This window comes from Gilliamella sp. B2785 (assembly GCF_026537005.1).
GTDB lineage: Bacteria > Pseudomonadota > Gammaproteobacteria > Enterobacterales > Orbaceae > Gilliamella > Gilliamella apicola_E.
In genome coordinates, this window is record NZ_JAFNNC010000003.1 from 189534 (window position 1) to 214185 (window position 24652).

Consider the following 24652-nt stretch of genomic DNA (forward strand, 5'->3'; position numbering starts at 1 on the left):
CCTAACGGTGGAATTTTCGGTTTATTACTTCTTTATTGGGTAATAATCTAGTCCTTTTATATTATTATTTTTTAAAAGTTGATATAGCTTTTGCGATACAAAGACTTCTTTATAATTTGCATGACCGGAACCAAAATTTTCTTGAGATACAAAAAAATCAAAATTTCCAGGATGATTTTCAAAAGACGGAAAAAATCCTTTATTGTTTAAATGAAACCTAGTAATTTCCCACTCTGGGATATGTGTTTTCTCATCTATATTATTATCATTTATATTTAATTTAGATGAGGATATTCCTTGTGGTAACAATTGAACTACTGTAACTAGAGGTTTTTGATTACCATACCCAATTACACTTTTGCTTTGTATATTTAGTGGTTTAAATATATTTTCATAAATTGAAGGTGTAGTAAAAAATGTATCTTCAAGCCAATATATTGTTCCTATACCTTTTTTATTCCATTTAGGTTCGCTTAATAATGAGATACTTCCAATTTGCTTTCCTCTAATAATTCCAAAATTTTCACTTTTTTTGTTATTTCAAATACGTTATTTAAATAAGGAAAAACATTAAAAGGAAATTTTTCCAATTCATCATTTCCATCTAAGTCTTCTGGTTGAGGATATCCCAATATTTTACTAGATTTAATTGATAAATAATCGGCATTAATTCTTTCGTTTTCTGAAAATTCTGTTTTGGCAACAGTAACATAGTTTTTATAATTGCTTCCGAATATGGATTGAAGTTGCTCGTTCATTTCGTCATTTTCATAGAATGTAAAAGCATCACATCCCACATCGACATAAATATTTATATTTTTTAATTTACGAACTTCTTTTAAGGAAAAATTTTTAAAAAATCGATATTTTATTTTCATATTGATTAAATCCATGTATCAATTTCATCCTGTAATTTTTTGTCTAATACTGCCATAATTTTTATCTCTTTTTTATTTTAGCGGAGGTTTGTAGGTATATTTGTTACTACTTCTTGTATTCTAAATAAAACTCTTGATAAATTTTATCTTCTTGTCCAAAACAATGACCTTCTGATTTTGTAAAAGCAATAGAAAAAGATTCAAAAGCTTCATCATATTTTTTTTCCTCATATTCAATTTTACCTTTCATTAAAAAAAATTCACCTGGATGTTGTTTTTGGATATCATCTAGTTTTTTTAACGTCATTAACCATTTTTTAGCTTCTGAAAAATTAATATTATATTTTATGAAAAATGTAATCATTATTTTTGCTATTCTATAACTTTCTTCCCATTGACTTTTAGGTTCAGGTAATAGATCCCACTTTTCATATTGAAATTTGATAAATTCTGAATAGTGTTTCTTTTGTATGCTATCTCTTGCTTTTAAAACTAATGTATTAATTTTACTTTGTAGTTCTTCCGGTAATTCTATACTTGCCATATTTTATCTCTGTTTTTATTTTAGCGGAGGTTTATACGTTTCGTTTAGCTTTCCACCCCTGCTGCGGTTAATTTTATAATATTCTAATTCATAATTATTACTATCAAGCATCCATTCGCGTACTTCTTTGCTTTTGGGGCCAAATTTTCGTCCTTCTCTGTTCCACCAACTTACGGCATCTTCTATATGGGACATTTCCGCATCTTTTATATTTCTCCACTTATTAGAATGTTTATCCCAAAATTCTTTAATTCGCTGATTTCCTGCCTTTCTAATCCTTGCATAATCCTTTCAAATACCTCCCTGCCGATTTTGCTGTTTTTACCGGGTAAGCGAGTTTGCCGACAAAGTAGGTATGCCAATCTTCAACTTCAAAATTATAGACTTTTTTCTTAGTATAAAGAAAATTTTGTCCTTTTACACAATACCATTTTTTATTTTTGGTTTGTATGTGGTATTGTTTGGTAAGGTCGGCGGCGTCTTTCCAGCCTTCTTTGGTGTAAAAAGGGGGGACGGCGGTGGTTTCAATGGTTTCGTGCTGCGACCAAACCAGATCGCCCTCGCGAATTTGTTCCATTTTTCTAATACCTTACTGCGTGTGAATAGGCGTTTCGACAAGTTTGGTAGAGTTTTCCGGTGTAAACTCAGGTGTTCAAAATCATTATGATCATGAACATTGGGGATTTAATATAGATTTTATACATACTACTATTTAATTAGGAAAATAATGAAAACGATAGCTATACTTTTACTCATTAGCTTTTTGACTTCTTGTGCTTATGCGCATAAAGAGGAAAAAACAAGCATAAACTCTAGCAAAGTCATTGTGTTAGACCATGATCCTGTTTTAATTCAGTTAGGCAGTAAAAAATTAGCATTAAAAGGATTAAACCCTGAAGACTTTTCACTGGTACAAAAAGGTAAGACGCTTTTTATCATTAAAAAGCTGTATCTGGGTATAGATGATCTCCAAATAGAATTTATAGATAACAAGGATCAAGATTTCCTATTAACTGGTGAAATAGAATATGCGGTTTCTCAAAACTTAATTGATGATATTGATAGGGGAAATGTATTTTTACCATTTTCTTTTAAAGAAGATATACTGCTACATAACAATAAAGGTAAATTTATTTTATCAACAGCGATTAAAACTACACCACAGCTAGAAGCCATTTGCCATGAAAGATATTTTGATGAGATCCGAAAAGAGTCTTATTTGGTTCAAAAACAGTTCTATCAGAATGAAATAATCGATAACCCAGAAAAATATAAGGATTGTTGCCCTGAGTATATTGAATATGCAAAAAAGTTTTTATCTAAAAAAGAGCGTGATTTTCACTCATTACAAAGCCTGTTTGTTGAATTTACCTATAAAAAAATAAAGTTAAACATGGGTGATGGTTATCATATCGTCTTTAATAATATTAGTGATTTTGTTCCTGAATAAAAATGAGTGATTATGCGGATTGTATTAGTTTAACTAAATAGAAATAAAATACATACCGTATATAATATTCATTTATCTATTTATAACTTTCGAGAAATCCCTAATATCTATGCATAAAATAATTATTTTACTTACATTGACTCTATGGTTGGGTTGTTCGTATGGGCAACCGATAATAACTTATACACCTGCCACTCCCGACACAGCAAAAGATTTGTCAGGTGCACTTATATCACCACCATTAGGGCAGCGGGCAATACTCCATAAAGCAAAAAACGAAGATTCAATTGCAGAGTTGTACAATAATTTTGTTCATAGATATGGAAGTAGGGATAGCTTTTGTTCCTTACTTGGTTGTGAGGAAACCGTAAATTATAATCCTAAACTTTTTAAAATAGAATATTCAGATTCTGATGAGGTTTTTAGCAGATATAATTTATATAAAGAAGAAGCGATACCTTTTATTATTTCATTCAAATACCTCAAAAAAGGCGATAAAATCTTAAAATTAGCAATACAAAAATCAGAATCTAACAGTTATCTAAATCTATCTATATATCTGTTATCCTTAAAAAATGGAGTACAGGTTGATTCTAGAAGAATTTATTATAATCGCTCAGGAGAAATGGGTTTTACAGATGGTAAAATTTTTTATATAGATGAAAACCTGATCATTTCCACCCGAGACTATTCCTTTACTGAGGACGGAATAACACAAACACCGTTTTATCAATATCAACTAAATGACGAAGGCAAATTTATTCGTTACTATCCTAAAAATGGTAACTATAAAGATAATCAAGAGCAAGGTTTAGTTAAAAACCATACTCGCGAAGGTTTATGGATTGAGAAGAAAGTAAACCATTTAATTGGTACTTCATATTTTGAAGCCGAATATAAAAATGGGTTAATACAGGGTGAAGGCAAGTTTTATAAATTAGAATATAAGTTAAAAGACGGCTCTATTCCCTATTATGTTCCCTATTCTTCTGCTAAAAAAGGCAAACTTTTGTACACAGAAACCTATAAAGACGGTGAGCTTGTCGAACGCAAATTTGTGGATAAACAAATTGATGAATTGAATTAAAGGTTGTGTAGTAAACAAACGATTATTATGCTTATCACTCTCATAATTATGAACGGTGGTAAGTAAACCGATATAAATGAGTAAATTAAAAAGAATAATCATTCAAAACTAATCATTATAATGGCGTTAGTTTTTTTGAAATTTAATAACAAGAGTCCGATAACAAAAGATATGTAACTAGAGTGTTTTTTATGATGATATCCCTAAATAATAAATTGATTATCACTACTCTATTAAGCCTTTTTTTATTCAGCTGTAATCCCGATAAACAAGGAAATATGAAATGGATAGCCAAATACGATTTTAATCAATTATACCAATTAACCGACCAAGCAACTGTCTTAGATCCGATGTCTGCTTTTCGTTTTGAAGATTTTATAGCCCCCAATGAAAACACCATTATTTTGATTGGAAATAAAGATCTTAATGCCTTTGATTCAAGCCAAAGAGGGTATCAAGCAGTAATACATGTATCGAAAGATCGGGGCAAAAGTTATCAAGAGTTATCGCTTCCCGAACAAGAGATGAGATGGATTTATCCCAGCAATGATTATTCATTAATAAAAGCTCAAAGTAGATTACCAGACAACAGTAAAAAAAATTCCATGTATCTTTTAGATAACAACAGTTTAAAAATCGTTAAAATAGATGAATATGATTCTGAAGCTGATATCTCCTATTATAATTTTAATGGAAAATATGCCGTGTATTCCCATAACAAGGCATTAAAACTGGTTAATTTATTGAATCGAGAGGAACAGTATCCTTTACCCTACGAATTAAACAACCGTTCTTTTTGGGTTACTGCTGATGATACATTACTTATTCTAGATGCCAAACAAGTCATTCGCTACGACCCGAAAAATAATACAAAAACCGTCATACAGCAATTACATAATAATTATGATGTGCTGACTTATAAGGATGGTGAATATTTTTTTACTAAATTCAATGAAAATAAGTCTAAAGGTGGAGGTTCTTATTATAATAATAAAGAAGAGCTTTTATATACTTTCGAAAAAGGGGATAGAAGCCGATATTATCGCTATAAAAATTTTGTATGCGACTATAAACTTATTTCATCCCTTTATCCTATTTTCCGATATTCTTATGACTATGGACAAACTTGGTTTGAACAAAAGTTTACAGGCTTTTTTTCAGCCTCTTATCCAATTGGATTTTATGAAGATAAATTCATCATTTATCATGCATCATTCCATGATAAACCAGATCCTGAAGATCGAGGGGGACGAATTTTAATCGGTGAGTTTGAAAAATAGGACAATGTTAAACACGCTTAGTATAATATAATTATTTTTGATTTAATTTATCTATTAATCATATATTTTATTGGTATCATGAGCAATTAATGAAATGTAAAAGTCCCCAATGGTTTAGAAGAAAGAAAGAAGTTTACAGAAATATTAAAAGGTATAATGAAATATAATGAGTGTATTAATAAAAAATAAAGGAATCTTTTTTATTCTAATAATGATATTAACTTTTTATTGTCAAGGACAAGTTAAAAATGTTTATAGTAAACAAAAGATTCAAGATGAGAGCGAAGCTGATATTATTAAAAATAATATTTTTCATATTCAATTTGATAATGCAGGGGAACTCCATAAAAATTTAGCATCGGATCAACAGTATGATCATTTTATAATTCAAATAGAACAAGGAAATATAAAATTTAAAGAAAACTATAAATTATTAATTAGTAACTATGGTGATAGAAATGATCTAACATTTACTTTGACAAAAGTAAGTAAAAAAGAATATACCTTAGAAATTATACAAGAAACCAGACATTTAACGGTTGATAAATTCATCTTTGAAAAGGATAAAAACAACTTATTAGAATTAATATCCATGGAACAAATCCAATCAGGAAATACTATTCAAATCTGTAAATATAGTATGTCAAGAAAGAAAGGAAATGAAATTAATTTAATCATAAATTCAATTGATGATCCTAAATGTTTCAACGTCAAAAATAAATAATATTAAAAGTTAGATACATAAACAAAAAATAAGTCTACAACCCAAAATGGAAAAAAGAGCAACCTAGCCGGACAATAAACAATCATAACCCAATCAACCCGACAACAAGGTATTACAACCTCAAACCGATTCCTATTCAGCCAACCCCAATCAAATTGTCTATGATTTGTTACATTAATCTGATTTTCATATTAATGTAGCGGATGCCTATTTTGCAAAAAAATAAATGCCGCGAATAAACCTAATGAATATACCTATTTAAAATTAAATCAAGCCTCTTGGGGTGACAAAATTTATCTGGTTGCCAAATGTTACGGTACTCCCCGAAAAGGTAAATTAGTGCTCAGTCTTAGGGAAATTGAAAATACCGATACTACCCAAAACCTGTATTCAAATAACCCGGTTCCTTTTTAGTCAATGGAGAAGAAAAAACAAAAATAGAATACACAGTAGAGGGCTCCATTACCTATACCAAGGAAATAGTAAAAACGTTGTTAAAGTTGCCAATAATAAAGAAGCGATCTATTTTCGCTGTGATATAGCTAATAACAACAAAGCGGATTATTTTATTTCTATTCATGCAGATGGCTTAACCAATTTTACTTCCGGCGCGCATGTTATCTATTATGAAGGAGATAAAAAAGGGCTAGAATTAGCTAATGATATTTTTAGTTGTTATACTGTTGTCAGTATAGGAAAGAAACACCCTGATGCTAGAAATAATGTAGGAGTTCTTGGGGGAAAAATCAAACGAAAGATAAAGTTTTAATCGAGCTTGGTTATATTACACACCCTAAAGATGCAAAAAGTATTTAGGACAATATGGACTTAATAGCAGAGCAACTTGCTCAAGGGTTAGAAATCAACATTGATAAACATTTTTAAGAATAAAATGAAAAAATTACTAATAGTGTCTATTTTTTTTGTTGGCATTTTGGCATGTGTTCAACGCATTGAAGAAAAAAAGATTTCCGAAGCTCCCCCTTCAAATTCAGTACGAATTAAAGAATCCAATACACCGGAGGGTTTTCTACGGTATGAATATTATATCAATGGCAATAAAGCAGCGGATTATATAAAAACTTACTATACTCAAGGCGGTCAATTAGAATCTGTGTATTATATGTCATCATATCAACGAGACGGCATTTCTGCTCAAGGATTTTACCCAAATGGAAAACTAAAATTCATCCGTTATGTAAGAGATGAAGTTAAAAAAGGAGATGTATTATATGTTAGATATTATCCTAATGGACAAATAAATCATATAGAAACAATAGTTACTGACTCTTTAGAATTACCCAAACTCACTACTATTTACTTTGAAAATGGCGTTAAGCAATATGAAGGGGTTATGGATATGTATAATGCTACCACAATACCTGTAGGATTATGGAAAACATACGATGAAAAAGGCGATTTAATCGAAACCACCTATTATCATCCTGATAAATTCGGCAAAGACTATAAAATCGTAACTCAATATAAGAATGGAAAAGTTGTTTCAAAGAAAATTTACAATTTTGATGATTTATATGAGACTGAGTTAAAAGAGCTTTTCACCATACCGTAATAATAAATAATTAAAAAATGAAAAAATAAAAATCCAATGGCGTCCGCACCAGCCTATCAACCCAGAACAACAATTTTACCGCTTTTTATAAGAAGATTAAATAACTGGGCTGACTATAGATTAAAAGGAGGTAGAAATGCTCTACCATTAGGATTATTCTCATATAAATAAAAAAATAATAATGAAAAAAAATGTTTCAATTTGGATTGGTAATTTTCAAGATAATGAACAATTAGAAAATTATCTTTTAATGGAATATCTAGACAATGAAGATTTGCCAAGATCTCAATTCACTAAAGACTTTAAAATAGACTATTATGATCAAGATTTTCAAGAAGCTTATTGTGCTGGAGATTTTCTTTCAGTTGAAAATCTTATTGAACCTATCTCTTATTCAGAAACATTTATAAACCAAATAAAAAGTGAAGATAAAAATTATAATTCCTTAATTGCTGTTTATAAATATAAATATGACGGAGAAGTTAAACAGAATAGTAATATATTTTTTCTTGGAGTATATGAATATGAAGAGTAATATCAAAAAACAATAAAAATAAATCATAAAGCCAACCCTTAAGTTAGCTTGACCCTATCCTATATTTTGTTTATTTTCCAGTTTTGGATAGGCATTGCCATTTTTTAGAAGCTTGTTGTATCGCTAAATAGATGACCTTTTTAACTGAGTCATCGGTCGGGAAAACCTTACGTTTCTTGATAGCATGACGAATAACACTATTTAAAGATTCTATTGCATTAGTGATATAAATCGCTTTGCGAATATTCTTAGAATAAATAAAGAAGGGGCTGATATTTTCCAATGTCTGCGCCATTTCTTCATTTGACACCGTTTTCAATCACCAGTTTATTCATAAAGCCCGTTAATTTGCCTAAATCTTCCTGAGTCTTTATGACTTTGGCAAGCTCTACGGCCATTTCTCTTAATCTTTTTTCGTCTATTTTTTATCTACCTATTTTTTATCATTAGAGTAGTTCAAAAATAGGCAAATACACAAATTTATTTATAGGATCGTATATTTAAAAGCCCAGTTTTTAATATTGTTTTTTCGAACAATAAGAACTAAACCATTTCCGTCTCTTAGATACAAATTTTTATCCTTTACTCGGCTATTTTTGATTTGATTATCAGTCAATCTTTTTATTATTTTTGGCATAAATTTCTTTCCCTTTGGGAAAAAATGAGTATTTTTGTTTACCCTCATTTGAACCCGAAAAAATATTAAATTGATAGATCTATATGGATAAGAGGAATACTAAAAAAAATACAAGATATTGATTTATAAACAAATAGAGATGTATAGATATGAGATGAAGTGGAAAGTTGGCTCCTCCAACTGGACTTGAACCAGTGACATACGGATTAACAGTCCGCCGTTCTACCGACTGAACTATGGAGGAACACTTGACGGACAGAATATTAACTATCTATGACGATTATGTCAATCTATAAAACACTAATTAAGTTTAACTGCTCAGCTTGTAAGCAAATAGCGTGAATACTATGCTAAAATAGTACAGATTAACAAGTAGAGTAAAATTTATGAAAAAGAATATTTGTGTTTTTTGTGGTGCTAGTGAAGGGAATCGTCCAGAGTATCGTACAGCGGCTATGCAATTAGGCAAGGTTATTGCCAATCAAAATAGACGATTAATCTATGGCGGAGGCAATAAAGGATTAATGGGCATAATTGCTAATTCCGTTTTAGATCATGGTGGTGAGGTTATTGGCATCATTCCAGAAAAATTAGTCAAAGCCGAAACTGCACACCTTGGTATTACTCGATTAGAAGTTGTTGAAAATATGCATCAACGTAAAGCAAGACTAACTGAACTTGCCGATGGATTTATTGCAATGCCAGGGGGAACGGGCACGTTAGAAGAGCTTTTTGAAGTTTGGACAGGGATGCAAATTGGTTATCATGAAAAACCCGTCGCACTATTTAATAGCCAATTTTGGCAACCTTTACTGAACTTTTTAAAGCACGCAGTACAAGAAGGTTTTATTCGAGAAAGTTTTTATCAAACATTAATTATCTCAGATACTGCTGATTCAATGTTAGAAAAAATGGACAACTTTATACCAAAAGACTTACAACGCTGGGTAAAAAAATAATTTAATATAAAAAAACGCCATCAACTGATGGCGTTTTTAGTTGCATAATTATTATGCGATAGCTGTTGTTTGTGATTCAGGTTTCTTAATCAATGCGTAAGCAACACCTGCAATTACAGAGCCTGCAACGATTGATAATATATATCCACCAACAGGTTTAACTACGCCAGGGATTGCTAATGCAAATAAACCACCATGAGGCGTCATTAACGTTGAACCAAATGCTAATGCCATACCACCAGTGATTGCACCACCAACAATACAACAAGGGATAACACGTAACGGATCACGCGCTGCAAAAGGAATTGCCCCTTCAGAGATAAAGCATAAGCCTAAAACTAAAGACGCTTTACCACTCTCTTGTTCTGCTTTAGCAAATTTTTTACGAGCGATTAAAGTAGCTAATCCCATCGCTAATGGAGGAACCATTCCCCCCGCCATAACTGCAGCCATAGGCGCATAAACTTGTGAAGAAATCATACCAGTACCAAAAGCATAAGCAACTTTATTAATTGGTCCACCCATATCAGTACACATCATACCACCTAATAATGCACCTAACATAACAGCATTAGCACCATTCATGGTATTTAGCCATACAGTAATAATTTTCATTAACCATGCGATTGGCGTACCAACAACAAATTGCATAACAAGACCAGTAATTAAAGTTGCAAGTAAAGGCACAATTAATATTGGTTTCAATGCTTCCATACTTTTTGGTAATGGTAAGTATTTTGTAATAGCTAATGCGACATAACCTGCAAAATAACCAATGATAATACCACCTAAGAATCCTGCACCAGTTGAAACTGCAAGTAAACCACCAACTAGGCCAGGAGCAAGCCCTGGTCTATCAGCAATTGAGTAAGCAATATAACCAGCAAGTAATGGAACCATTAACGAGAAGGCTAAACCACCAATTTGAGCTAAATGAGGTTCACCAACAAGCTCATTTACAAGAGTTTGTTTAACAACTTGTACGCCATTTTCAAGTACAGTAACTGTTTTTAATACTTCTTGGAACTGACCAAAAGCAAAAGAAAGCGCAATGATCAAACCACCTGCAACCACCATTGGCAACATGTAAGACACACCTGTTAGTAGATGTTGATAAAAGCCTTTCTTTTCATTGCTTGATGTTGCAACAGAAGTAGAACCAGACGGTTGATAAATTGTTGCTTCTTCAAATGCTTTATCTAATTCCTGAGCGGTCTTTTTAAGCGCTGGACCAGTTTTGGTACGATAAAGTTTTTTACCAGCAAATTTGCTTAAATCAACATCAATATCACATGCAGCTATAACTACATCAGCAGAAGCAATCTCTTCTGGTGTTAATTCATTTCCAACACCAACAGAACCACGGGTTTCTACTTTACACCACCAACCACGTTTTTTCGCTTCTTCTTCAATCGCTTCAGCTGCCATAAATGTATGAGCAACACCTGTTGGGCAAGCAGTTACCGCAACAATACGTTTTTGTCCACTGTTTGCCACAGAAGTGCTAGTATCACCAGTCGATTGTTCATAAACAGTTGCTTTACTTTGTGCATCATTTAAGATTTTTTTAGGATCAGCAAAAACATCATTTATATCATTAACAACATAAACTTTTTTGCCAATAACTGATTTGTCACTAATATTACCGCTACCAACCGAAATGATAGTATCGGCTGATGTTGCATTATCAACAATTTTAAAATTTAAAGAATTAGCAGCTAACGCTAATTCCGCTTTAGCTAATCGCCCATTAACTGGGCCTGAATTGCTACCTTCAACAATGTATATATTCATGAATACTCCTATCCAGCGATTATTTCAATTTTTTCCGACATGTTGGTAACCGCTTGACGGTCTGACACACCAACACCAGCTTGTTCAACAGATAAAGCGGCAACACTTGATGCAAATACTAGGGTGTCTTTGATTGATTTATTATTTAATAAACCATACATTAACCCACCGACCATTGAATCACCAGCACCAACAGTGCTAACCACTTTACATTTAGGTGGTTTGGCTAACCATGCTTCACGTTTAGTTACCCACAAAGCACCTTTGCTGCCAAGTGAAATTACTACGTTTTCTACCCCACCATCGATAATTTCCATGGCTGCTGTTTTAATTTCTGATAATGTAGATAGTTTTCTGCCTACCCACATTTCCAGTTCTTTATCATTTGGTTTAATTAACCAAGGGTTGGCCTTAAGCCCTGCTACTAAAGCATCACGGCTACTATCAAAGACCACTTTAGGACAAATTGTTTTAACTTGTTTCATCCATTCTGTGAATTTTTCCAGTGATACTCCAGCAGGTAAACTACCACTAATGGCAACCATATCTATCTCTTTCAACCATTCTAAAGAATTGGAAACGAAAGTTCGCCAATCTTGATCGTTAATCGTGAAACCTGAAAAATTTAGGTCAGTGACTTCACTATTTTCTTCAGTGAGTTTAACGTTAATTCGGGTACGACCATCAACGGTCTGGAATTTATCATCAACATTCAGAGATTTAAAAAGTAAATTAAAACCATCACGATTCTCTTTACCTAAAAAACCACCCACGGTTAATTTAATACCAAGATCAGATAATACTTTGGCAACATTGATACCTTTACCCGCAGCAAGCAAAGCGTTAGTTTGAACTAAGTTAACATCACCAAGCTCAACTTTTGGACAAAAACCTAATAAATCATAAGCAGGATTTAAAGTGATCGTTGCAACACGATAAGTCATGATTAAGCACCCTCTCCTAAACCACTTTCAATTGCTTTACCGATTGCATCTAATACTTGTTCTGCATCATTACCAACAGCAGTAAATTGTAAACGGCTACCTTTTTTCGCACCTAGCGCAACAATTTTCATTAAACTAGTTGCACTAACTGGCTCGTTTTTACCATCTAGATTAGCTACCGTCACTTTGCTATTGAACTCTTTAACTAATTTGACAAGAACTGATGATGGACGAGTGTGTAAGCCATTTTCATTTGGAATAACAAATACTCGGCTTAATTCTTCACCATTAGCACCACTGTTTGATGAATCATTAACATTTTCTGATGTTTCAGATGATACAGGATGATCCCCTGAAAGGAGTAGATTATTAAAATCATCACTTTTTGCAGAAATTAATAATGCTAATTTTTGGTTATAAGCTAATGATGCAATGTTATTCACGATAGCTGTAACTGAATCATCAACAGCTGAAATAGTAATAAGAAGCTTAACTGGTTTGCCATCTTGATTAAGATCATTCACCGTACGGCTAATAGCAATCGCATTTTTTAAATTGCCTTCGCGGCTGTCACTTAACCATACCCCATTACCTAAATAACTTGGTTTATTATCAAGTACGTTCGTAATAAAGCTGACATTAACCGCATCGTGTTGTTTTAAACGTGAAGCATTTAAAGCTTGTAATGTAGTTAAGCTATCAGCTTGTATATCCAATAATAATGAGGATTCATCAATTACAAATTGACTATCTTCTACACTTTCTTTGCCAGTTAAAATAGCTAAAGCTTCATCGGCAGTTTGGATTTTTTTGATTCGCTCTTCAACGCCATCAGCACCAAGGACATGAGTTAATTGACGAAGTAATTCTAAATGCTCATCAGAACTCGCAGCGATACCAATAGCTAGATAAGCTTTTTCGCCATCATCACCCCACTCTACGCCTTGAGGAAAACAAAAAACTTGAACCCCAGTTTTTTTAACTAAGTGGCGAGTTTTAGGTGTGCCATGAGGTATAGCAATACCAATACCTAAATAAGTTGCAGCTTGACTTTCACGTTCAAGCATACCATCAACGTAGCCTTCTTCAACATAACCAGCGCTAGTTAATGCGGCTGCAATCTTTTTAATTGCCTCACTTTTGTTGGTTGCTTGTTCATTTAAATGGATATCTTCTTTAACTAAATGAAACATATAATAAATACCTCTGGGTTATAATATTGGATGTACTAAAAACAACTCAGCAATCCCATAATCGTTATTGAATCATGATTGAATCGTTTCAGCGATAATGAATATAAACGTCCTAATTATCAAATAAATTATATCTATTAATTCCTAAAATGTGATCTAGATCAGCTTTTTGAGTAAATCTTTTTAGCTCTATGACGATTTAATTTGACTTTTTAGCAATTTTTCTCGACTCAGGCTACCTCGATAAATTAAACGTCGCGGTATGACTGTTGTTCCTGGTTGATAGTTCTTTTTATGCAAACTATTTAATAATAATTCAATGGTTACTTCTGATACTGATTTATGATCTTGAGATAACGCAATCAATTTACACGGTAAAAAATCGAGTAACTCATTATCACCAAAGGTGGCAATTGTTAGATTATCCGGTAAACGACCAAACTTTTTCAGAATTGCATCAATGGTGCCTTGTAATAAAGAAAAAGAAGTGGAAAAAATGCCGTTTGGTAAATCATTATTTGCCAACCATTGACTAAAAGTAACCTCTGCATCGCGACGACTATAATTATTTGCACACAAAAAATCAACTTTATTGCTATGATTTAGAGCAACTTCCTTAAAACCCTCCATTCGTAGCTGGCTAACAGACAAGTTAGGTAATGCACCAATATAAGCAACTGTTCCATCAACAAATTGATTAAAAGCTTGAGCTAGCATTTTAGAATCTTCTTTGTCAGATCCAACAACATTCCTAAATTCAGATGTTGAGAGTGTTCTGTCTAGTGCAAACAAAGGAGTATCACTATTTTGCCAACCGTTGTAAAACGCATAATCAGAATCATTAACAAACGATGAAGAAATGACTAAAGCATCTACACGGCGTTGTTTTAAATGTTTTACACACTCTTTTTCAATTTCCGGATTATCTTCAGAACAAGAAAGCAATAATTGATAGCCTTCTTTTCTTAACAACTGCTCTAAGTAACTTGCAATTCGGGTATAACTTATATTTTCAAAGTCTGGAATGATGATACCAATAGTACGTGTTTTCCCCGCTCTTAGACCTGCTGCTACAGCATTGGGTTGGTAATTATATTCTTTCACTACTGCCATCACTTTAGCAATGGTTTTATCACTAACTCGGTAGTGTTTAGCCTTACCATTTATTACATAGCTGGCTGTCGTTCTTGAAACGCCAGCTAACAGTGCAATTTGTTCTAATTTCATGAATATATCTCAATAAAAAAATTCATCAGTTATTTAAACTGAACACAAATTAAATGTAAACAGAACTTATCATTTAAACTTAACGAATTATAAGAAAAAAAGGATTTAGTGTGAATCTAAACCCTTTTAGTTAAAAAATCTTTTATTAATAATAAATAGCAATGTTTTGGTTATGGATCGTTTCTATTTTTACTGGCGTATCAAATATATCTTCTAAAATAGTTGAATTCATAATTTCTTTTGGACTACCTTGATAAACAAGTTGGCCATCTTTCATGGCTAAAATATAATCAGAATAAACTGAGGCAAAATTGATATCATGGATAACAATAACAATCGTTTTACCGAGCTCATCGGCCGCTCGGCGTAACTGTTTCATCATCGAAACTGCGTGTTTCATATCAAGATTGTTTAGCGGTTCATCAAGCAAAACATACTCAGTATCTTGACAAAGCACCATAGCAACATAAGCACGTTGTCGTTGCCCGCCAGAAAGTTCATCTAAAAACCGATCTTTATACTCAGTTAAATTTAAGAATTCCAGTGCTCGATGGATATGTGCTAAGTCATCTTTATTTAATCGCCCTTTTGAATAAGGATAACGTCCAAATCCTACTAATTCAAAAACAGTTAATCTGCTAGTAAAACGGTTTTCTTGCCTCAATACCGATAAGTAGGTGGCAAGTTTGTCACTTGGCGTATTAACCACGTCCATACTTTGTATTTTTACTTGTCCTTCATCAGCCAGTAATAGACGACTAATAATTGATAATAATGTCGATTTACCTGCACCATTAGGACCTATGATAGCTGTCACTCCACCTTGTGATATGGTCGCATTCACATTTTTTAATACAGATATGGTTTGATATTTTTTACTAATATTATCAATTTCTATCACATTGGAACCTTTTTCAATAATAAGAAGATAAACAGCGAACCACCAATAAACTCAATTACAATAGATAATGCACCAACCATGTTTAAAACATGCTCTAAAAACATTTGCCCACCAACAAGGAAAATAATTCCTAATAAAAATGCGGTTGGCAATAAAAAGCGATGTTGGCTGGAACCACTAATACTGTAAGCTAAATTTGCAATAAGTAAGCCTAAAAACGTAAATGGGCCAACTAATGCGGTCGATATTGAAACTAATACCGAAACTAATAATAAAATAATGGTGACACTTTTTTGATAATCGATACCAAGATTAATCGCATTATCACGACCTAATGCTAGTACATCAAACCGAAAACGCATTCGCCATAAAAATAGACCAATTATGCTAGAAATAACTAATGAAAAGACAATTAGTACGGGTTCAGCTCGAGTAAATGTTGCAAAAATTCGACTTTGTAATACAGCAAATTCAGTTGGTGTCATTAGACGTTGTAATAAATTGGAAAAACTACGGAACAGCGTTCCTAGAATAATCCCAATTAATAAAACTAAATGAAGATTTTGTTTAAGTTTGTTAAATAATCCTCGATACAAAAATAGAGAAAATAAAATTAATAGTAATGACTCAAAGATAAATTTACCGACAATACCAATATAAGGGATACCTTGGGCATCAATAAAAAATATTACCACTGTTTGAATCAACACAAACAGTGATTCAAACCCCATTATTGAAGGTGTTAAAATTCGATTATTTGTAACAGTTTGGAAAAGTAATGTTGACGTTGCCGCCGAAAAGGCGACTAAAATCATTGTTAATACAATCCAAGTCCGGTGTGTCAAAATGTAGCTGATATTGCCTTTTAAATTAAATGTCATGAAAAAAACAACACAAAGCACGGCAATACCAAGTAATAACCATACTGTTTTTCGGCTAGAAATATGGCGTTTTTGATTAACTAGCATGACATTTTTTACTCAACAATACTAAAAAAATAATAGCCCCTACTACACCAAGAATGACACTGGCTGGTATTTCAAATGGATAACGGATAACGCGTCCAATAATATCACATAGCAAAACAAGCCCACTGCCTAATAAACAGATCCAAGGAATCGTTTTTCTAACATTATCACCAAATAATAAACTGACAATATTGGGAACAATCAGTCCTAAAAATGGCAATACACCAACCACCACAACGACTATTCCACCTATCAAAGCAATCACAACAAGACCAATTAACATGACTCGATTATAATTAAGCCCAACATTAACCGAAAAGTCTCTACCTAAACCAGCAACAGTGAACCGATCTGCACTCCAACAAGCGAGTAGAGTAATACCTCCAACTAACCATAATAACTCATAACGACCTTGCAAGATTCCGGAAAAGTCTCCTGACTCCCAACCACCAAGTGATTGTAATAGGTCAAAATACATCGCAAAAAAAGTACAAATGGCACTAATTACCGCACCAAGCATAATTCCAATAAGAGGCACCATCAGGGCAGATTTATAAATAATTTTGCGAGAAATGAACATAAATAACATTGTGCCCGCCATAGCAAATAAGCTGGCAACCACCATTTTCATCATCACACTTGCACCAGGCGCAAGCACCATCATCACTAATAAACCAAGACTAGCCGACTGAGTTGTACCTACTAACGACGGTTCCACAAAACGATTTTGGGTAAGGAGTTGCATAATTAAACCAGCAACACTCATCGCGCTGCCAGCTAATAATAATGCCACTGTTCTAGGTACTCGACTAACAAAAAAGATTTGTCGCATATTACTGTCAGACCATAAATCAGCTAACGTAACATGCCCAGCACCAATAAAAAGGCTTAATGCAGCCATTGCGAATAAAAAAACAATGCCTGCAATAAAGTAAACCGTTTTAGACATGATTTATATTAATTTGCTGATGATTTTTGTAAAACATCACTTATTTGATCCATCAAACGACTATAAGTTTGAATACCACCAGAGATATACATAGAAGTAGAATCTAAATAAACAATATGGTTTTGTTGCCATGCATCGGTTTTTTGAATTAATTCGTTATTTAAAACCTGTTGTGCTGATTGTGCTTCTTTATTACCAATTGCGTTATCTCTATCAAGCACAAATATCCATTGTGGATTAACACTTAATACAAATTCAGAAGTTACTGCATTACCATGACGTCCTGCTTCTTGGAATGTTGTTGCAGGTTGAAAACCTAATACATCAAAAATAAAACCAAAACGTGATTTAGGACCATAAGCAGACATTTTTCCGCCATTAACCATAATCACTAAAGCCGTTCCAGCAGTGCTAGTTTTTGATTTTAAGCTATCAATTTTCTGATTAAAATCAGCAATTAGTTTTTTAGCTTCTGCTTGTTTACCAAAAATATTACCTAACTGCTCAGTACGCTGCGTCAAACTAGCCACAAAATTATTAGGATCAATATCAAGCGAAATTGTCGGCGCAATATTACTTAATTTTTTATATACATCATTGGCCCGACCACCTGCAATAATCACATCAGGTTGTAATGAACTTAATACTTCATAATTTGGTTCAAATAATGTACCGACATTGGTATAAGTTTTATCAGCATATTTAGACAAGAACTCGGGAAAATGCACATCAGATTGAGGAACTGCTGTAACGGGAATATTTAATGCATCAATAATATCAAGTGTTGCAGTATTAAATACGACTACTTTTTTCGGATTTTCAGGAACCTCTGTTTTACCTTGAGCATGTTCAACAACAATTGATGTTTTATTAGCGGCAGGTGCTTCTTTTTTATCATCACAACCAACCAAAGCAAATAAAGCGGTTAGTAATACTAAAAATTTAAATTTGATAGATGAAAACATTGTAACTCCTAATTATTAGCTTAGTTCAAAAGCGCGTAAATGATAAATAGAATGATTATCATTTAGACTGAATTGTAACTAAAAATAAATAAGTGTTCAATGAACTTTGATAAACAAAAAAATCAATAATTAATAAGCTTATAAAAACATCAGCCAATAATATTAAATTAAAGGCTGATTATTGATCAATTCTACGTCAATTAATAATTGGAATCTTCGGATAATTCTTTAAGCTTTCTGGTTAACGTATTTCGTCCCCAACCTAAAAGGTTGGCAGCATCTTGTTTGTGACCACGAGTAAAATTAAGTGCGCATTTCAATAAAATCCGTTCAACTTCACTAACGGTTTGTGTCAATATCCCTGTTTGGCCCGCTAATAATGCTTGCTTAGCCCACTGTTCGAGCATCGTTTTCCAATCTGTTAACGGCTGAGGATTGGTATTAATGTCATAATTAACAGATGTAGCAGGCACCGATAACTGTAAAAGTTCTGGAGGTAAATCTTGAACAAAAATTTCATTATTTGACGACATTACAGTCACCCAACGACAAACATTTTCCAATTGCCTAACATTGCCCGGCCAATTAAACATACATAATAAATTAAGCGCTTCAGGACTCAGCACTTTACTTTCGACGCCTAACTCTTTGGCAGTAGTACGTAAAAAATGTTCAGCCAGTTTTGGAATATCTTGTGCTCTATCTCGTAATGGCGGTAATAAAATACGAATAACATTTAAGCGATGGAATAAATCTTCTCTAAACTTACCTTCTCTTACTCTCGCTTGAAGATCTTGATGGGTTGCGGCAATAATACGAACATCAACTTTAACCGGTGAATAACCACCGATTCGATAAAATTGACCATCGGCAAGCACTCTTAATAATCGCGTCTGCACATCTAACGGCATATCGCCAATTTCATCTAAAAATAGCGTACCACCGTTGGCTTGCTCAAAACGACCATGCCTTATTTGGGCTGCACCAGTAAATGCGCCTTTTTCATGACCAAACAATTCAGATTCAATTAAATCTTTTGGAATGGCAGCCATATTCAGTGCAATAAAAGGTGACTGCGAACGTGGACTATGGGTATGCAATGCTTTAGCAACTAACTCTTTACCCGTTCCTGATTCGCCGTTAATCAGCACACTAATAGATGATTTTGAAAGTCGCCCAATAATACGAAACACTTCCTGCATTGATGGAGCTTCACCGATAATACCAGTAGAAGCTTTACTGCTAGAAGGACTGCTCGGTTTATTGCTTTGAGTTTGTAAAATAGCTCGTTCCACCAGTTGAATAACTTCATCAACATCAAAAGGCTTAGGAATATAATCATAAGCACCTTTTTGGTAAGCATTAACAGCGGCATCAAGATCGGAATGCGCCGTCATAATAATCACAGGCAAATTGGGCATTTGCTCTTTAATATAATTAAGTAAAGATAAGCCATCAATCCCAGGCATTTTTATGTCAGATAATATAACGGCTGGTTTTTGTGGGTGATTCACTAAAGCATCAATCACTTCTTGACCACTTGAAAAACTGATGCAATTAAAATGAGCATTAGTAAGTGCTTTTTCTAACACCCATCTAATCGAACTATCATCATCAACAATCCAAACATTCATTTCAATTAACCTCATTGTTTGATGGGCAGATAGATAGAAAACTCTGTGTGGCCTGGCCAACTATTAAACTCAATTTTTCCATGGTGCTGATCGATAATATTATGAGCAATCGACAAACCGATACCATTACCACCTTCATAACCACTTACCATTGGATAAAACAACGTATCTTGAATATGCACTGGAACGCCAGGTCCATTATCTTCAATATCGATGCGAGCACAAAGTCGGTAACGCTGACCATGCAAAGTAACCTGAAATGCCGTTCGCGTTCTTATTGTGATAGAGCCTGTTTTCGAACCAATCGCTTGTATCGCATTACGAATGATATTTAAAACTACCTGTTCAATCTGCTCAGAGTCATGTACTAATTCAGGCAAGCTAGGATCATAATCACGTATAATCGTTACGTTTGACGGCTTTTCTAAACTTAAAAGCGCATAAATTCGCTCAATAGCTTGGTGAATATTCTGCTGTTTTTGTTGTAAACGTTGTTGTGGACCTAATAACCTATCAACAAGATTCCTTAATCTATCTGCTTGTTCAATAATAATTTGTGTATAGTCTTGCAACTCATTTTTAGGCAGTTCACGTGATAATAGCTGCGCTGCACCTCTAAGCCCACCTAATGGGTTTTTAATTTCATGGGCAAGTCCGCGGACTAGCTCACGTGCTGCATTTTGTTGAGCTTGTTGTAATTGTTCTTGGCTTAGTTTTTTATGGCTATTAAGTGGTGCCATTTCTATTAAAATATGACCATTAGCAAGCAGTTGTGCCGTCAATGATAAAATATGTAGTTCATTATTTATCACTAAATTTACTTCACTATCGGTAAAACCTTGGTTTTGATCTAAGGCATTTTGCATTAAATCAAGGTCTAACGAAAAATACCCTAACAAATCAGGAAGACAACTTTCTAATATTTTTTTAGAACTTTGGGCTAGTAATTGTTGTGCCGCAGTATTGGCATAAAGAATATTGAGCTTTTTATCAAGTAATAAAATATTGGTTATCATAGAGTCGAGAACAAGATTCGCATCAGATTCATTATCAAATGTCATCGTAAGCACTCCGTTCTCATTAGATACCACCGCCAAACAGCGGTGGTTAAAACTTCAAATAATAAAATAATGACTTATAGGCTGTAATACAATTCAAATTCAACCGGATGCGGAGTCATACGGACACGATCAACATCTTGGCGTTTTAAATCGATATAAGCATCGATAGTGTCATTAGTAAACACATTACCACGAGTTAAGAATTCACGATCCGCATCTAAAGCATTTAACGCTTCTTCAAGTGAACCTGCAACTTGTGGAATTAATTTAGACTCTTCTGGTGGTAAGTCATATAAGTTTTTATCCATCGCATCGCCCGGATGAATCTTATTGATAATACCATCTAAACCAGCCATTAACTGTGCAGCAAATGATAAGTATGGGTTACCAGCTGGATCTGGGAAACGAACTTCGATACGACGAGCCTTAGGACTAGTAACAACAGGGATACGAATTGATGCAGAACGGTTACGAGCAGAATATGCAAGCATAACGGGTGCTTCATAACCCGGTACTAAACGTTTATAAGAGTTAGTTGCTGGATTAGCAAAAGCATTAATTGCTTTAGCGTGTTTGATAATACCACCGATATAGAATAAAGCCATTTCAGAAAGGCCAGCATATTTATCACCAGCAAAAAGGTTCACACCATCTTTAGCAAGTGATTGATGGCAGTGCATACCAGAACCGTTATCACCAAACATTGGTTTTGGCATAAATGTCGCGGTTTTACCATAAGCATGTGCAACATTTTGTACTACATATTTATAGATTTGCACTTCGTCAGCTTTTTTAGTTAATGTATTGAAACGGCAAGCAATCTCATTTTGACCAGCAGTTGCAACTTCATGGTGATGAGCTTCAACAACTAAACCTAGTTGCTCCATAATTAAACACATTTCAGAACGAATATCTTGTGAAGAATCAACAGGAGGAAGCGGGAAGTAACCACCTTTAACACCTGGACGGTGACCTTTGTTACCTTCTTCGTATTTAGTACCTGAGTTCCAAGCTGCTTCAATATCATCAATATGAACAAAACTACCTGACATCGGCGTTCCAAAACGCACATCATCAAATAGGAAGAATTCTGGTTCTGGTCCAAAAATAACAGTATCAGCAATGCCTGATGATTTTAAAAACTCTTCAGCGCGTTTAGCAATTGAGCGCGGGTCACGATCATAGCCTTGTAATGTTGCTGGCTCTAAAACGTCACAACGAATATTCAATGTCACATCTTCAAAAAATGGGTCAATCACGGCACTTGATGCATCTGGCATTAACACCATATCTGATTCGTTAATCCCCTTCCAACCTGCAATTGAAGAGCCATCAAACATCTTACCATCTTCAAAAAAATCTGCGTCAATTTGACTAACTGGAATGGTAACGTGTTGTTCTTTACCTTTAGTATCAGTAAAACGTAAATCAACAAATTTAACATCGTTTTCTTTTATTAGTGTAAAAACTTTTTGTGTAGACATGTAGCTTCTCCATTGAGGACATATAAAATAAATGTTCAGTTCAAAGGCATATTTGCCTATTTATTAAATTATATGCAAATTTGATGCCAATTTTTTAACCACTATTTTTGAACGGTTTTTATTGGTTAGATAATAGCAAAAATTAACATTAATGCACCAAAATAATGCACAAAGCACCAAAATAATGCACCAAAATGTAACATACTACTACTTGCGTTACATTTTGGTGCCATTAATGAAAAGTGAATTTGCTAGCTCTTTTGAATGAGCTACGATTCTTTTCGATAACCTTTTATTATTAAATAAAAGGTTGTTTTATCCCAATCCTTTTTTAGGGTTTCTTCCGAAATAAATGTAGCCTCATATAATACATTATCTTTTGGATTGACAATTGCTACTGGTTTTAGTTGTTCCCAATAACAACATACGAATTTCAAATCGCCCATTCCCATAGTCTTAATTAAATATTCATGAGCTTGCTTAGCATATTTACCTTCAACTTTATAAATAACCTCAATAGGCCATGTTTGCCCATAGTCGGTTGTCCTACACTTTTCATATTGAAAAAAATCAGGGGCATTTGGATCAATTTCATGGAAAAAGTCTCGACAAGTTAGATTCGGATCAAACCCTAATGAACTAGATTGACTATCTTCCTTTAGTTCCTCTAGGCTTAGTATTTCGTCAGTATTAAGATTATTTGATTCTGCTAATGCTGACGAAATTAAAGTAACGAAAATGAATGACAACAAAATAAATCTTTTAAATAACATAGTTTCAATCCTTAAAACTTTTAAATCTTATTAGCTTAAAATAAGATTTCTCCCTTTAGGTCTATATTTCAGTAGACAATATCGTTATAATCTTAACCTATTTTTAATAATAATAGGTAATCATAAAAGTATGGACTTTGTTACACTCGAAATTATACCTTTTATCCAAAATCACCTTTTACTTTCATTAGGTTGGATTGTCTTATTCGTTGCAATCATTGTAATGACCGTGAAAAGTAAATTATCAAAAGTGAAAATAATTAATAACGCGCAAGCAATTAGTATGATCAACAAAGAAAACGCAGTTATTGTCGATATTCGCTCAGCAGATAGTTTCAAAAAAGGGCATATTACTGAATCTCACAACATTTTACCCGTTGACATTAAAAATGCTTGCGCAAAAACCATTGAAAAATTTAAAGAAGATATTATCATCGTGGTTGATGATAATGGTTTAACATCAGCAAGCATTGGTGAAGTATTAGTCAAACAGGGCTTTTTGCATGTATTTACATTAAAAGATGGTATTGCTGGATGGAACGGCGAAAACTTACCATTAGTTAGAAAATAATATAATATTAAAATAAGGTTTTATCATGACAGAACAAAACAATACACCTGAAACACAATTTGCTATTCAACGCATTTATACCAAAGATGTTTCATTTGAAACAAACAACGTTCCAGAAATTTTCACAAAACAATGGCAACCAGAAATGAATTTAGAACTAAATTCATCATCACAAGCGTTGAGTGAAGGTGTGCATGAAGTTTCTTTACGTGTCACAGTAACCGTAAAACAACAAGAAGAAGTTGTATATATTTGTGAAGTGACTCAGTCAGGTATTTTCTCGCTTATCGGATTTGACGATGCTCAAATTCAACATTGTGTAGGTGCTTATTGTCCTAATATTTTATTCCCTTATGCGCGTGAAGTTATTTCAAGCTTAGTAAATAAAGGAACTTTCCCACAACTTAATTTAGAACCTGTAAATTTTGAAGCTTTATTCATTAGCTATTTGCAACAGCAAGAAGCTAAAACCGAATCGACTGAAACTTTACAGTAATTACTAGTTAATAAAGTCTATGTTT

The 24652-nt window shown here is 33.4% G+C and carries 26 protein-coding genes, 1 tRNA gene and 1 pseudogene; 10 read left to right on the plus strand and 18 right to left on the minus strand.

The features are described 5' to 3' along the window. Positions 1-24: 24 nt before the first annotated feature. The 4 genes from J3U24_RS05140 to J3U24_RS05155 all read right to left on the minus strand — a co-directional run bounded on the left by J3U24_RS05140 (position 25) and on the right by J3U24_RS05155 (position 1999). Positions 25-309 (minus strand): hypothetical protein, encoded by a 285-nt coding sequence (locus J3U24_RS05140; RefSeq protein ID WP_267330411.1) that lies wholly within the window; start codon positions 307-309, stop codon positions 25-27. Positions 310-473: 164 nt separating this feature from the next. Beyond that, positions 474-878, minus strand: coding sequence for a hypothetical protein (locus tag J3U24_RS05145; protein WP_267337120.1), 405 nt, complete (start codon positions 876-878; stop codon positions 474-476). 106 nt (positions 879-984) lie between these two features. Next, positions 985-1422 (minus strand): hypothetical protein, encoded by a 438-nt coding sequence (locus tag J3U24_RS05150; protein ID WP_267337121.1) that lies wholly within the window; start codon positions 1420-1422, stop codon positions 985-987. 271 nt (positions 1423-1693) lie between these two features. After that, entirely contained in the window at positions 1694-1999 is a 306-nt protein-coding gene (locus J3U24_RS05155) for a polymorphic toxin-type HINT domain-containing protein (protein WP_267337122.1), read from the minus strand. A gap of 150 nt (positions 2000-2149) precedes the next feature. Between J3U24_RS05155 and J3U24_RS05160 the strand changes: the two genes are divergently transcribed. The 7 genes from J3U24_RS05160 (at position 2150) to J3U24_RS05190 (ending at position 8071) form a co-directional block, all read left to right on the plus strand. Continuing rightward, entirely contained in the window at positions 2150-2872 is a 723-nt protein-coding gene (locus J3U24_RS05160; protein ID WP_267337123.1) for a hypothetical protein, read from the plus strand. A gap of 109 nt (positions 2873-2981) precedes the next feature. Continuing rightward, positions 2982-3959: a hypothetical protein gene (locus J3U24_RS05165; RefSeq protein ID WP_267337124.1), complete on the plus strand. Its 978-nt coding sequence runs from the start codon at positions 2982-2984 to the stop codon at positions 3957-3959. 278 nt (positions 3960-4237) lie between these two features. Further along, positions 4238-5239, plus strand: a complete 1002-nt coding sequence (locus tag J3U24_RS05170; RefSeq protein ID WP_267337125.1) for a hypothetical protein — start codon at positions 4238-4240, stop codon at positions 5237-5239. 166 nt (positions 5240-5405) lie between these two features. Next, positions 5406-5963: a hypothetical protein gene (locus J3U24_RS05175; RefSeq protein WP_267337126.1), complete on the plus strand. Its 558-nt coding sequence runs from the start codon at positions 5406-5408 to the stop codon at positions 5961-5963. Positions 5964-6321: 358 nt separating this feature from the next. Further along, positions 6322-6732 carry an N-acetylmuramoyl-L-alanine amidase gene (locus J3U24_RS05180; RefSeq protein WP_267337128.1) on the plus strand — a complete coding sequence of 137 codons (411 nt, stop codon included), beginning with the start codon at positions 6322-6324 and terminating at the stop codon, positions 6730-6732. A 123-nt stretch (positions 6733-6855) separates the two neighbouring features. Further along, the gene (locus tag J3U24_RS05185) at positions 6856-7536 is read left to right on the plus strand and encodes a toxin-antitoxin system YwqK family antitoxin (protein ID WP_267337130.1); all 681 of its coding nucleotides are present in this window, start codon (positions 6856-6858) and stop codon (positions 7534-7536) included. A 181-nt stretch (positions 7537-7717) separates the two neighbouring features. Continuing rightward, positions 7718-8071, plus strand: coding sequence for an immunity 22 family protein (locus tag J3U24_RS05190; protein ID WP_267330401.1), 354 nt, complete (start codon positions 7718-7720; stop codon positions 8069-8071). 59 nt (positions 8072-8130) lie between these two features. Here J3U24_RS05190 and J3U24_RS05195 read toward each other — a convergent pair. Together J3U24_RS05195 and J3U24_RS05200 are read right to left on the minus strand one after the other, a co-directional pair. Continuing rightward, a pseudogene (locus tag J3U24_RS05195) lies at positions 8131-8371 on the minus strand (transposase); the annotation flags it as partial. Positions 8372-8876: 505 nt separating this feature from the next. Beyond that, positions 8877-8952: transfer RNA gene (locus J3U24_RS05200), tRNA-Asn, on the minus strand. Positions 8953-9094: 142 nt separating this feature from the next. Between J3U24_RS05200 and J3U24_RS05205 the strand changes: the two genes are divergently transcribed. Beyond that, positions 9095-9667 (plus strand): TIGR00730 family Rossman fold protein, encoded by a 573-nt coding sequence (locus tag J3U24_RS05205; RefSeq protein WP_267337131.1) that lies wholly within the window; start codon positions 9095-9097, stop codon positions 9665-9667. A gap of 51 nt (positions 9668-9718) precedes the next feature. On the opposite strand, the gene fruA is transcribed toward J3U24_RS05205, so the two are convergent. The 12 genes from fruA to J3U24_RS05265 form a co-directional block, all read right to left on the minus strand. Then, positions 9719-11461 carry a PTS fructose transporter subunit IIBC gene (fruA, locus tag J3U24_RS05210; RefSeq protein WP_267337132.1) on the minus strand — a complete coding sequence of 581 codons (1743 nt, stop codon included), beginning with the start codon at positions 11459-11461 and terminating at the stop codon, positions 9719-9721. Positions 11462-11469: 8 nt separating this feature from the next. Beyond that, on the minus strand, positions 11470-12405 hold the full coding sequence (gene fruK, locus J3U24_RS05215) for a 1-phosphofructokinase (protein WP_267337133.1): 936 nt from the start codon (positions 12403-12405) through the stop codon (positions 11470-11472). 2 nt (positions 12406-12407) lie between these two features. Continuing rightward, on the minus strand, positions 12408-13598 hold the full coding sequence (gene fruB / locus J3U24_RS05220; protein ID WP_267337134.1) for a fused PTS fructose transporter subunit IIA/HPr protein: 1191 nt from the start codon (positions 13596-13598) through the stop codon (positions 12408-12410). A 189-nt stretch (positions 13599-13787) separates the two neighbouring features. Then, a complete protein-coding gene (gene cra, locus J3U24_RS05225) occupies positions 13788-14825 on the minus strand; it encodes a catabolite repressor/activator (protein ID WP_220225632.1) in 1038 nt (345 codons plus the stop codon). Between the two features lie 145 nt (positions 14826-14970). Beyond that, a complete protein-coding gene (locus J3U24_RS05230) occupies positions 14971-15726 on the minus strand; it encodes an ABC transporter ATP-binding protein (RefSeq protein WP_220225631.1) in 756 nt (251 codons plus the stop codon). After that, positions 15723-16694: an iron chelate uptake ABC transporter family permease subunit gene (locus tag J3U24_RS05235; protein ID WP_065735126.1), complete on the minus strand. Its 972-nt coding sequence runs from the start codon at positions 16692-16694 to the stop codon at positions 15723-15725. The genes J3U24_RS05230 and J3U24_RS05235 overlap by 4 nt, the downstream gene beginning before the upstream one ends. Further along, complete coding sequence (locus J3U24_RS05240) at positions 16684-17643, minus strand: ABC transporter permease (protein WP_267337135.1); 960 nt, start codon at positions 17641-17643, stop codon at positions 16684-16686. Before J3U24_RS05240 ends, J3U24_RS05235 begins: the two co-directional genes overlap by 11 nt. Positions 17644-17651: 8 nt before the next feature. Continuing rightward, positions 17652-18608, minus strand: coding sequence for a siderophore ABC transporter substrate-binding protein (locus tag J3U24_RS05245; protein WP_267337136.1), 957 nt, complete (start codon positions 18606-18608; stop codon positions 17652-17654). A 200-nt stretch (positions 18609-18808) separates the two neighbouring features. Beyond that, positions 18809-20242, minus strand: coding sequence for a nitrogen regulation protein NR(I) (gene glnG / locus J3U24_RS05250; protein WP_267337137.1), 1434 nt, complete (start codon positions 20240-20242; stop codon positions 18809-18811). Positions 20243-20253: 11 nt separating this feature from the next. After that, a complete protein-coding gene (glnL, locus tag J3U24_RS05255) occupies positions 20254-21303 on the minus strand; it encodes a nitrogen regulation protein NR(II) (protein ID WP_267332421.1) in 1050 nt (349 codons plus the stop codon). Between the two features lie 74 nt (positions 21304-21377). Further along, entirely contained in the window at positions 21378-22787 is a 1410-nt protein-coding gene (gene glnA, locus J3U24_RS05260; RefSeq protein ID WP_065563711.1) for a glutamate--ammonia ligase, read from the minus strand. Between the two features lie 269 nt (positions 22788-23056). Continuing rightward, the gene (locus J3U24_RS05265; RefSeq protein ID WP_267337139.1) at positions 23057-23560 is read right to left on the minus strand and encodes a DUF4952 domain-containing protein; all 504 of its coding nucleotides are present in this window, start codon (positions 23558-23560) and stop codon (positions 23057-23059) included. Between the two features lie 130 nt (positions 23561-23690). Between J3U24_RS05265 and J3U24_RS05270 the strand changes: the two genes are divergently transcribed. Next, entirely contained in the window at positions 23691-24131 is a 441-nt protein-coding gene (locus J3U24_RS05270) for a rhodanese-like domain-containing protein (RefSeq protein WP_267337140.1), read from the plus strand. Positions 24132-24156: 25 nt separating this feature from the next. Beyond that, positions 24157-24627, plus strand: coding sequence for a protein-export chaperone SecB (secB, locus tag J3U24_RS05275; protein ID WP_065563714.1), 471 nt, complete (start codon positions 24157-24159; stop codon positions 24625-24627). The last annotated feature ends 25 nt before the right edge of the window (positions 24628-24652 follow it).